General features: G+C 71.7%; 7 protein-coding genes. 2 read left to right on the forward strand and 5 right to left on the reverse strand.

The annotated features are described in order from the left end of the window. Window positions 1-51: 51 nt before the first annotated feature. From ACWGIG_RS30970 to ACWGIG_RS30990, 5 genes are all read right to left on the reverse strand, one after another. Window positions 52-2,040: an ATP-dependent DNA helicase gene (locus ACWGIG_RS30970; RefSeq protein ID WP_453324998.1), complete on the reverse strand. Its 1,989-nt coding sequence runs from the start codon at window positions 2,038-2,040 to the stop codon at window positions 52-54. 128 nt (window positions 2,041-2,168) lie between these two features. Then, the gene (locus tag ACWGIG_RS30975; protein WP_453324999.1) at window positions 2,169-4,163 is read right to left on the reverse strand and encodes an IucA/IucC family protein; all 1,995 of its coding nucleotides are present in this window, start codon (window positions 4,161-4,163) and stop codon (window positions 2,169-2,171) included. A gap of 81 nt (window positions 4,164-4,244) precedes the next feature. Continuing rightward, window positions 4,245-4,997: a GNAT family N-acetyltransferase gene (locus ACWGIG_RS30980; RefSeq protein WP_453325000.1), complete on the reverse strand. Its 753-nt coding sequence runs from the start codon at window positions 4,995-4,997 to the stop codon at window positions 4,245-4,247. 77 nt (window positions 4,998-5,074) lie between these two features. After that, a complete protein-coding gene (locus ACWGIG_RS30985) occupies window positions 5,075-7,138 on the reverse strand; it encodes an IucA/IucC family protein (RefSeq protein ID WP_453325001.1) in 2,064 nt (687 codons plus the stop codon). Between the two features lie 66 nt (window positions 7,139-7,204). Then, the gene (locus ACWGIG_RS30990) at window positions 7,205-8,686 is read right to left on the reverse strand and encodes a diaminobutyrate--2-oxoglutarate transaminase family protein (RefSeq protein WP_453325002.1); all 1,482 of its coding nucleotides are present in this window, start codon (window positions 8,684-8,686) and stop codon (window positions 7,205-7,207) included. Window positions 8,687-8,995: 309 nt separating this feature from the next. Between ACWGIG_RS30990 and ACWGIG_RS30995 the strand changes: the two genes are divergently transcribed. Beyond that, complete coding sequence (locus ACWGIG_RS30995; protein ID WP_453325003.1) at window positions 8,996-10,219, forward strand: trypsin-like serine peptidase; 1,224 nt, start codon at window positions 8,996-8,998, stop codon at window positions 10,217-10,219. Between the two features lie 128 nt (window positions 10,220-10,347). Continuing rightward, on the forward strand, window positions 10,348-11,538 hold the full coding sequence (locus ACWGIG_RS31000; RefSeq protein WP_453325004.1) for a trypsin-like serine peptidase: 1,191 nt from the start codon (window positions 10,348-10,350) through the stop codon (window positions 11,536-11,538). Window positions 11,539-11,575 lie beyond the last annotated feature (37 nt).

Genomic DNA, 11,575 nt, shown 5'->3' on the forward strand with positions numbered 1-11,575 from the left:
GCCCTACACGCACGAAACCGGTGCCGGAGCCGCTCCTCGAAGGCTGCGGAGTTACTTCTCGGCGGCCTCTGCGGCCTTGGCCGCGGCATCGATCGCAGCGAGCGAGCGGCGCACCTGATTGCGGTCGGTGGTGTACCAGAAGTCGGGCATCGAGGCCTTGAGATAGCTGCCGTAGCGGGCCGTGGCCAGTCGCTGGTCCAGGACCGCCACAACGCCCTTGTCACCCGTCGCGCGGACGAGGCGGCCGGAGCCCTGGGCCATCAGCAGGGCGGCGTGCGTCGCGGCGACGGCCATGAAGCCGTTGCCGCCGTTCTCCTCGACCGCCTTCTGGCGGGCGCTCATCAGCGGGTCGTCGGGGCGTGGGAACGGGATCTTGTCCATCACGACGAGCTGGCAGCTCGGGCCAGGCACGTCGACGCCCTGCCACAGGGAGAGCGTGCCGAAGAGGCAGGTCCGCGGATCGGCGGCGAAGTTCTTGATCAGCTCGCCGAGGGTGTCCTCGCCCTGGAGCAGGACCGGCATGTCGAGCCTGCCGCGCATCGATTCCGCCGCCGTCTGGGCCGCCTTCATCGACGAGAAGAGACCCAGCGTGCGCCCGCCGGCGGCCTCGACCAGCTCGGCGAGTTCGTCGAGCATGTCCTCGCGTCCGGCGTCCCGGGTGGGGCGGGCCAGGTGCTTGGCGACGTACAGAATCCCCTGTCGGGGGTAGTCGAAGGGCGAGCCGACGTCGAGGCCCTTCCACACCGGCATGTCCTCGCCCTGCGTGCCCTCCGGGGCCAGGCCGAGCGAGGCACCGACCCCGTTGAAGTCACCGCCGAGCTTGAGGGTGGCGGAGGTGAGGACGACGGAGCGCTCGGTGAAGAGTTTCTCGCGCAGCAGACCGGAGACCGAGAGCGGGGCGACCCGCAGGGAGGCTCCGTAGCGGTCGTGGCGCTCGAACCAGACGACGTCGTACTCGGAGCCGTTGGCGATGCGCTCGGCCACGGAGTGGACGTTCTCGATGGCGGCCAGGGCCTGCTTGCGGACAGCGTCCTCGTCGGTGACGGATTTGTCGCGGGTGGAGCCGATGGCGGAGATCACCGTGCGCGAGGCGTCGCGCAGCGCCATCAGTGCGTACCCGAGGTCCTCCGGAATTTCCTCCAGGCGGCCGGGCAGGGCCAGCTCCATCAGCCGCTCGAAGGTCTCCGAGGCGGACTGGAGGGCGTCGGCCGCCTTCTCGTTGACGATCTTCGCGGCGCGGCGGACGGCCCGGTTGACCTGGCCGGGGGTGAGCTCGCCGGTGGCGACCCCGGTGACCCGGGAGACCAGCTCGTGCGCCTCGTCGACGATCAGCACTTCGTGCTGCGGCAGGACGGGGGCGCCCTCGATGGCGTCGATGGCGAGCAGGGCGTGGTTGGTCACCACGACGTCGGCGAGCTTCGCGCGCTCGCGCGCCGCCTCCGCGAAGCACTCCGCACCGTACGCACATTTGCTCGCGCCCAGGCACTCGCGCGAGGAGACGGAGACCTGCGCCCACGCCTTGTCGGAGACACCGGGGGTGAGGTCGTCGCGGTCGCCGGTCTCGGTCTCGTCTGCCCAGTCGCGCATCCGCAGCAGGTCCTTGCCCAGCTTGCTGGTGGGCGAGGTGGCGTCGAGCTGCTCGAACTGGTTGAAGAGGCCTTCCTCCTCGTCCTGCGGCGCGCCTTCGTGGAGGCGGTGCAGGCAGAGGTAGTTCGACCTGCCCTTGAGCATGGCGAACTGCGGGGTGCGGCGCAGCAGCGGCTTCAGCGCCTCCACCGTGCGCGGCAGGTCGCGCTCGACGAGCTGGCGCTGGAGGGCCAGCGTCGCCGTGGCGACCACGACGCGCTCGCCGTGTGCGAGGGCCGGCACCAGATAGCCGAGGGACTTTCCGGTGCCGGTGCCCGCCTGGACGAGCAGGTGGGAATTGTCGTCGACCGCGTCGGCGACGGCCTGGGCCATGGTGACCTGGCCTGGCCGTTCCACGCCGCCGACGGAGGCGACGGCGGCGTGGAGGAGCTCGGGGAGTGAGGGCTTCGTCATAGCCCGACCACCCTACGACGCACCACTGACAACGGCGGTCACAGCCGGGTTCGCTGCGGCTGCCGGAGCCGGTTCCACGGCCCGGATCACCGCCCGCGCCGGGGTCGCCGCCGGGGCCACGACCGGTGTCACGGCCGGTGCAGTGGGTTGGCCACGGTGCCGTGCACTGCGGCGTGCGGGCGGTGCGGGCGGTCGCGGTAGCCGTCGGTGTGCAGGCGGTTGCGGTTGAGGCAGAGGCGTTCCAGCCGGGGCGTCAGCAGGTCGAACGTCTCGAAGCGCTCCTTCAGTTCCGGGAAGCGCGCGTGGTACCGGAGGATTTCAGCCCGTACGAGTGACCAGAACTCGCTCTCGGGGACGCCCATTTGCCCCTCGCACAGCGGCGCGAGGTAGCGGAACACCCCGATGAACAGCCCGGACTGGATGAACTGGGGCAGGAAGGAAGGGGGTTCGGTGAGCAGGGTCCTGCGTACGTCGTCGGACATGCCGGCATGCTCGGGCAGCGGATCCGCGCTGACGTTGACGTCGTCGACGAAGTCCTTGATCGCCAGGCGGACCGGTACGTCGTGCTCGTCGAAGACGACGATGGCATTCTCTCCGTGCGGGGAGAACACCGTTCCGTACCGGTACAGGAAGTGCAGCAGCGGGGGCAGCAGCGCGGCGAAGAGACGGCGCAGCCAGGTTGCCGGGTCCGTGCCGGAGCGTTCGACCAGCTCCGCGGTGAAGGCCCGCCCCTGCGGGTCGGTGTGCAGCAGGGCCGCCAGGGTGCGGGCACGTTCGCCGGGGTCGAGGCGGCTGGCGAGGGGTTCGCGCCAGATCGCGCCGAGCAGTTCCTTGTACTGGTACGGGGCCTCGGGGAGGTGGTCGTAGACGGGGTGCTCGACGGCCACCGAGGCGACCTCGCCGAGCAGCACGACACGGCACTCCTCTTTGAGGAAGGGGTCGGCCGCGTGCAGCCCCTGGACCCAGGCGGTGACGGCAGGGGCGGCCACGGTGCGCTCGGTGGGCAGGCCGCGCCAGACGAGGGTGTTCAGCACGGACAGCGGCAGCTTGACCGTGTGCCGGTCGGGGCGGCTGACGTTGAGGAACGTACGGATGGACTGCTGGGGCAGCCGCAGGTCGCCGTCGGCGGGCAGCGGGACGATCTCACCGCGGGCGATCACGGAAGCGAAGAGCGGCAGGATCGACTCGTCCCACTGCCAGGGGTGCACGGGCAGGTAGAGGTACGAGGCCGGGTCGAGCCCGCGCGCCCGCAGGGCGGCGTCGAAGCTCGCGCGCGTGGGGGCGTCGAGCTCACGCGCGTACAACTGCTCGGGGTCGGCCAGCGAGGGGACTCCCTGGTAGCGGGCGAGGGTGGTGGCGACCGCGATCCACGGAAGTCTGGTGGCCATGCGGGCCTCGGGCGCCCAGGTGGCGGCGTCCTGTGCGGAGAAGCCGACGCGGCCCTTGTTGAGGACGAGCCAGGGGTGGCCCGTCTGGTGGCCTTCGAGCTCGGCGTACCCGAGGTCGGCGAGGCGGGCGGCCGGCAGGGCGGTGTGGTCGAGCCTGGCGTCGGCGGCGAGGGTGGCGGTGAGCTCGCGGACGAGGTGGCCGAGGGTCGCGCCGTCCAGGGCCAGCAGACGCCTGGCGAGGGCGAGGAACCGCACCGGATCGTGGAAGGGACGGCTGCCGCTGTGGTCGTCGGGGTGCCGGATTCCGATGGTGTCCGGGTCGACCTGCCAGCTGCCGTAGGAGCCGCGGCGAGCGCGGAAGGACAGTATTTCGCCGTTGTCGAGGCGGAGTGTGTACGGGGCGGAGGGGGTACCCCTGCGCCTGGCGCCGCTGGTCGCCCCGCTCGTCGCCCCGTCGACGGTCGGCGCCGGGGCGGTGGCCGGGACCGGGGCGGTGGCCGGGACCGGGGCGGCGGCCGGGACCGGTTCGATGATCTCTTCGTAAGCGAACTCGGCGAGCGTCTTGGCGAGCAGCCGGCGGGAGACCCGGTCCCATCCGGCGGCGGTCAGTTCGGGGGGAGCGAACAGGACCGGCGGGGCGGGGTCCGGGGACGGCCGCTGCGATTCTGCCTGGGCCGCGGGCCGCGACCGGGCGGGAGCGGGGACTGACGTGTGGGCGGAGGCTGGCTTCGACACGGTGACTCCTCGGGAGGGAACCAATGCGGGACGAGCGGTGTATTTGAAGCAGCAGATCGTCGTTGTGGCTGATGCGACAAGTCATCGTTGCAGCTGGCGGCAGTGGGCACGGTCGCGCATCATCAGCGCGGCCCGTTTGCGGGGAAGGTCGATTTCGGCGGAGAGGCAGAAGCCCGCTCCCAGGAAGGCGGAGACGGAGGGAGCGTTGCGCAGGTCCGGTTCGGCGACGACCCGGGAGCAAGTGGGGCGGTGGGTGAGGACGAGGTCCGAGACGGCCCTCAGAAGGGTGGTGCCGAGGCCTCGGCCTCGGTCGGCGACACCGCCGATGAGGAGGTGGATGCCGGTGTCGTGCGGGCGGGCCGGGTAGTGACGGGCCAGCGGGTCGAGATCGGCGCGGTAGATCTCCCAGTAGCTCATGGGGGTGCCGTCGAGGATGCCCAGGCAGGGGACGCTGCGTCCGTCGCCGTCGAGTTGGGTGCGCAGGTGGGCGGCCGTGACGTCGTCGGCACCCGCCAGTTCCCAGAACGCGGCGACGGCAGGGTCGTTCATCCACCGGGCGAGCAGGGGCAGATCGCGGGCGGGGCGTACGGGCAGGAGCCGGAATTCACCGGCGGGGGTGTCGGCAGGCCCCCAGTCGGCAACCGAGTCGAGGAGGTCCGGGGTGGCTGGAGACGGCAGTGCGTCTGTCTCGGGAGGGACAGGGGCGGCGTCCTGCTCGGCGAACAGCGCGAGGAACTCGTCGGGCAGCCGGAGGTCCAGGGTCTCCTCGTTGCCCGGTCTCGTACGGGGGGTCGGGCCGGCTCCGGTGTCGGGGCTCGTATCGGTGGGAGGCATCTCGGTGCTCTCCTGTCAGCGGGGCGGACGGGGTGGGTGCAGGGGGCGGATCTTTCGCGCGGGAGCGGAGGGAGCGTTCAGGGGCGGAGGGGGTTGGCGATGGTGACGTAGACGGACTGGGTGTCGACGGGGCCCACCAGCTCGTCCAGCCCGTGCAGCCTGGTCAGCAGATTGGCCTTGCAGCGCAGGGTGGGGGTTTCCAGGAGCTGGGCGGGGAGCGCCGACCCCAGGTCGGTGGTCTTGCCGAGGAATTGGCGCAGGGCGGCGATCAGGACGCGCTCGTCGGCGAGACGCTGGGCACCGAACGCCCCGATGAGACCGAGGATGTTGTTGATGGCGAGGTAGTAGGCGAACCGTTCGTCGGTGACGGCGTCGGCGACGAAGGTGTCGCTGCGGGCGCCGATGCCGGGGAGGCGGGCTTCGAGGGCTTCGCGGTGCGACTCGCGGAAGTAGTAGCCCTGGTTGTCGCGGTAGCGGCCACCGACGGGCCAGCCGTCGCGGTCGAGGAGGACCAGGGTGTTCTGCTGGTGGGCCTCCAGCGCAATGCCGGCCTGCCCGTCGAGCCAGAGCACCGGTCGTACGACCTGGTCGAGGTAGCGCAGGAACCACTCTGCGGCGACGGCTCCGGCGGGCCGGCCGGTACGGGCGGCGAGCCCGGCCACGCACTCCGCGAGGCGGGAGTACATGCCGGCCCGCCCCGGCCAGGGGCGGGGCGCGGTGAGGCCCGCGATGCAGACGGCGTCGTCGTCGGGTCCGAAGGGGTTGTGCCGCAGGATGACGTCGAGGCCGGGGACCGGTGTTCCGTCCGGCGCGTCCACGGCGAGCCAGGCCGGGTCGCGGACGATGTCGAAGTCCGGGTGGACGGCGTGCCATTCCTCGGCGAGGCCGCCGCGCAACAGGCGCTGGACCTCGACGCCGCGGTGGAGTTCCTTGCGGAGGTTCTCGCGGCGGGAGTTGGTGATGCGTACGCCGAGGGAGAGTTTCAGCATGGCCGCCGCGCCCGGCCGGTGCACGGTGCGTACGGAGGACGTGGGGAACCAGGGCTCGCCGTACGGGCCGAGGTCGTGCAGGAGGCCGTCGTCGATGAGGGCGGCGACGGCGGGCCGCAGGGCCAACTCGCGCGCCTGCCAGGGGTGGAGGGGAAGTGCCTCCGTGCCCTCGGGAAGCCGCAGTCCACCGGCCATGCGGGAGACGACCTGCTCCGCCCGGAGCGTGCGTCCGCGCTCGGTCCAGGCGGATTCCCCGGCAAGCACGGACCGGTCGACGGCCATCCAGTGCAGGGGGAAGGAGCCCCTCAGTTCCGGCGAGTAGCGGCGGGCCTCGGCCTCGGAGAGTCCTTCCCTGCTCTTGGGGGTGGGGTGCATCGGGTGGCCGAGCAGGAGGGACTGTTCGGCGGTGAGGAAGAGGTCGGCGCCGTCGGCCGGTTCGGGGTTGATGCGGCGTGCGGCGATGAACTCGGCGGTGCGGCGCACCGAATCGGCGACACGGGCGACCAGGTCCGTGCCCGTACCGGCTTCGGCAGTGCCCGGGCCTGCTGCGGAAGCGGGCTCGCCGGCTTCGGCAGCGTCCGCACCGGCGGCGGCAACGCCCGGACCTGCTGCGGCGGTTGCTCGGTCGGGGAGGTCGGAGCCGCCGCCCGATTCACGGCCGAGGAGGGCCGCGACGGTGACCGCGTCCGCGGGCGGGGCGTGCCGGGGCCCGCAGGCCAGCACCGGCATGCCGAAGCGGTGCCAGCCGGCCGCGGACCAGTAGCGGACGGGGACGAGGAAGGAGGTGCCGCTGCTGTCGAGCGGGATCCGCAGGGTGCGTCCCTGGGGCCGGGGCACGCCGTTCTCCCGTACCCAGCAGCGCAGCAGGTTCTCGACGGCCGCCGCGTCCGCCGCCGTCTGCGGGTCGGGGTGGTTGAGAAGGTCCGGCTGGGCACGCAGCACACCCGGCGGGGGGACGTGCTGTGCGCCGTGCGCCTTGGACTTCTGCCGGGGCACCGTCACCGGCTCGGTCACGTCGGACGTCACGTCACTCGTCACGTCGGTCGTCGCTTCGGTCACGTCGCTCGTCACGTCGGTCGTCCCTGCCGTCGATGCGGTGGTCGCCTCGACTGCGGTGTCCTCGTACGTGTCGGGTGCGGGTGTGGGGTTCACGGAGGGCTTCCTTGTGAGGTTGTTCCGGCATCGGCCGGTGTCGGATCGGCCGATGCCGGACGACTGTCAGTACGACGTCTTCATCGGTTCCCGGCGGTGCGGCTCCTGGCCGCGCTGCTCCTGTCCGTACGGCGACCGTTCGGCGGCGGCGAGCGCGTCGGCGAACCGGTCCAGGACCGCGACGGCCTGCTCGTCGGTGAGGGTGAGCGGAGGCAGCAGGCGCACGACCGCGGCGTGCCGCCCGCCGACTTCGACGATGAGCCCCCGCCGCAGACACTCCCGTTGCACGGCCGCGGCGAGCGCCGGCGACGCGGGCGCAGGACCGTCGCCCGGCCCGCCGTCGCGGGCTCTGCCCTCGCCGGGTCCCGCGTCCGGGCCGAAGCCGCCCGTACCCGCCGCCCGCTCCGGGTCCACCAGCTCGACCCCGATCATCAGGCCGCGGCCCCGGACGTCGCCGATGACCGGGTGCTCGGCGGCCAGTTGCCGCAGCTGCCCGAGCATGCGCGCCCCGAGCTCCCCGGCGCGCTCCGCGAGTCCGTTCTTCCGTACGTACGCCATGGTGGCCGCGCCCGCCGCCATGGCGAGCTGATTGCCGCGGAACGTACCGGCGTGCGCCCCGGGCTCCCAGGCGTCGAGGTCCGCCCGGTAGACGATCACGGCCAGCGGGAGGCTGCCGCCGATGGCCTTGGACATGACCATGACGTCGGGCACCGTCCCGCTGTGCTCGACCGCCCAGAACGTGCCGGTCCTGCCGACCCCGGTCTGCACCTCGTCGACGATCAGCGGGATCGACCGCGCCGCGGTGATCTCCCGCATCCGCCGCAGCCAGCCGTCGGGCGCGGGGATGACGCCGCCCTCCCCCTGCACCGCTTCGAGGATCATCCCGGCGGGCTGCGGCACCCCGCCCTTGGGGTCGTCCAGCAGGTTCGCGGTCCAGCGGGCGGACAGATCGGCGCCACGCTCCCCGCCGGTCCCGAACGGACAGCGGTAGTCGTACGGATAGGGCAGCCGGGTCACTCGTACGTCCGGCGCCCCGCCCGAGACGTCGAGCGCTCCCGCGGTCATCCCGTGGTACGCCCCGGTGAACGCCAGCAGTCCGCTGCGTCCCGTGGCGGTGCGGACCAGTTTCAGCGCGGCCTCGACCGCGTCCGTCCCTGCCGGGCCGCAGAACTGCACCCGGGCGTTGTCGGCCAGCGGCCCCGGGAGCGTCTCGAACAGTTCGGTGGTGAAGGCATCCTTGACCGGCGTGGCCAGGTCCAGGACGTGCAGCGGGGCCCCCGAGTCGATGACCTTCTTGATCGCTTCGAGAACCACCGGATGGTTGTGTCCGAGCGCGAGCGTGCCCGCCCCGGAGAGGCAGTCCAGGTAGCGCCGCCCGTCCGCCCCCTCGATCGTCAGCCCGCGCGCCCGTACGGGAACGATGGGCAGCGACCGTGCATAGGTGCGGGCCGCGGACTCGCGCAGCGACTGCCGCCGCAGGATGCCTTCATGGGCAACGGTCGCCCGGTCGGCGGGCACCACCGCCGGAGCAGGTTCGGTCACGGCCACGACTGCTGGTCCTCCCCCAGGTGTACGTACGTACGGATTCGCGCGCATGGCCCCGCAGGGCTGAACGGCGTCCCGATGTCCCTCGTACGTACCAACGACTGTGAACCCGAGGGATCACGGGCAATCAGAAGATCCTTCCGGCGACGGAACCACGCCCCTGCCGTTCACCGTCCCCATCGTCACCGGCATAGTGGGGCCGAACCGGCTCCGCCGCAGTGGGGCCGAGCAGCGGGGCCGAGCAGGCTCCGTCTGCTTCACCGGCTCCACCCGCCTTGCCCGACACGTCCGAAGTCCCAGGGGGAACAAGACATGCGACCCATCCGCCCGGCCTGCACCGCACCCCGTAGGAGGAGCGCACGTCGCAGAAGCGCACCCCTGCTCTCCGTCGTCGGCCTCACCGCCGCACTCGCCCTGACCGCGACCGCCTGTGGCCCCACCGAGGACGGCGCTGCCGGCACGCCCGGCTCGCAGGTCACCAACTCGGCGGGCGCACCCGGCGGCTCCGCCGACGACAAGATCACGATTCCGGACGATCTCAAGGACCGGCTCAAGGAGCACGGGGTCGACCTGGACAAGTGGAAGAACGGCGAGTGGAAGAACTGGGACAAGGAGCAGTGGCTCCGCGAGGCCCAGGACTTCATCAACCCGATCATCGCGGGGCTGTGGGACCCGGATCGCATGAAGGACGCGGAGAAGCCCCCGAAGCAGCCCGTCGACAATGACATTTCGGGCGACAAGGGTGTCACGGACCCGACTCCCGCGCGTCTGCCGGCGAAGGCCGTCAAGGCTCCGTACCACTCCAGCGCCACGGAGTCCGGCCGGCTCCTGTTCGACGGCCCCGAGGGCTCGATGGCCTGTTCCGCCACGGTTGTGAAGGACCCGGCGCACCCGGGCAAGTCCAACCTGGTGTGGACCGCGGGCCACTGCGTGCACGCGGGCGCGAAGGGCGGCTGGTACCGCAACATCGCCTTCGTCCCGTCGTACAACGACCAGGCCAAGGCAGTGAGCAAGAGCACGCCGCGCAAGCAGGTCGCGCCCTACGGCGTGTGGTGGGCCAAGAGCGCGCTCACCTCCGACCAGTGGATCTCGCAGGGCGGCCCGACCGGCGGCGACGGCGCCCCGTACGACTTCGCGGTGCTGAGCGTGACGCCCGAGGGCGGGGCCGGCAAGTCCCTGGAGGAGACGGTCGGTTCCGCACTCCCGGTCGCGTTCGACGCCCCGGCCGTTCCGAAGATCGCGAACATGCGGGCGACCGGCTACCCGGCGGCCCCGCCGTTCGACGGCGAGCGCATGTTCCAGTGCACCGACAAGCCCGGGCGGCTCTCCGTGAAGCCCGCGCAGCCGACCATGTACCGCATCGGCTGCACCATGACCGGCGGTTCGTCCGGCGGTGGCTGGGTCGCACAGGGCCAGGACGGCAAGCCCGCACTGGTGTCCAACACCTCGATCGGCCCGGTGACGGCCGGCTGGCTGGCCGGCCCGCGACTCGGCCCCGAGGCGAAGGCCATCTACGACAAGGCCGGCACGAAGTAGCAACGGCAGCAGAGGGCCCCCGGGACGTGTCCCGGGGGCCCTCTGCTACGTTCCGCACTGCGCTTCTTCATGACGCGCTCATGACATAACTGAAAGTTCGACCGAAAGTACCCAGGGGGAACGTTTCCATGCGATCCATACGTCCGCTGCTGGCCGTCACCGGCCTCGCCGCGGCCCTCGTGCTGACGGCCACGGCCTGTGGCCCGACCGAGGACAAGTCCGGTGGCAACGCCGTCGACAAGGCCCCGGCCGCCTCCACTCCCGCCGACGGCCAGGGCAACGGCGACGTCGCGCTTCCCAAGGACCTCGCCGACAAGCTCAAGGAGCACGGCGTCGACCCGGAGAAATGGAAGAACGGCGAGTGGAAGAACTGGGACAAGGACAAGTGGCTGCGCGAGGCCAAGGACTTCGTCAACCCGGTCATCGCCGGATTGTGGAAGCCGGAGCGGATGCAGACCGCCAAGGACCCCGCGAAGACGATGACGGCCGGTGACCTCTCCAGCGGCCAGGGAGTCTCCGACCCGGAGCCCCGCCCGGTCCAGGCGGCCCGCGAGAAGACCCCGTACACCAAGCACGGCGCCCCGGTCGGCAAGATCTTCTTCGACTCGCCCAAGGGTCACATGGTCTGCTCCGGCACCGTGATCAAGGACGTGAACAACCCCGGGAAGTCCAACCTCGTCTGGACGGCCGGGCATTGCGTGCACGCGGGCGGTGCGGGCGGCTGGTACCGCAACATCGTCTTCGTCCCCGCGTACAACAACCACGCGAAGTCACCTGCCGCGCTGAGGGCAGCACCCCCGCAGGAAGAGGCTCCGTACGGCGCCTACTGGGCGGACTGGGTGTCGACCTCCGGCGAGTGGATCCGCGACGGCGGCCCGACGGGCGGCAACGGCGCGCCGTACGACTACGCGGTCCTGCACGTGAAGCCGGAGAACGGCGGCAAGTCCCTGGAGGAGACCGTCGGCGCCTCGATCGCGGTCAACTTCAACGCCCCGGACACCCGGCGGATCAGTGCGATGGGCGCCTGGGGCTACCCGGCGGGGCCGCCGTACAACGGCTTCATCATGCACAAGTGCGTCGACCGCCCGAACCGGCTGTCCATCAGCCCGACCACGCCCACGATGCACCGCATCGGCTGCACCATGACCGGCGGTTCCTCGGGCGGCGGCTGGTTCGCCAAGCAGCCGGGCGGGCAGCTGGCGCTGGTGTCCAACACCTCGATCGGCCCGGTCACGCACGGCTGGCTGGCCGGCCCGCGACTCGGCAAGGGCGCGGAGCAGATCTACACGATGATGAGCAAGAAGTACGGCAGCAAGTAGCACCCAGCGAAGAGGCCGGTGGCCCGCACCCCCGTGA

The sequence above is a fragment of the Streptomyces sp. NPDC054863 genome (assembly GCF_053610825.1).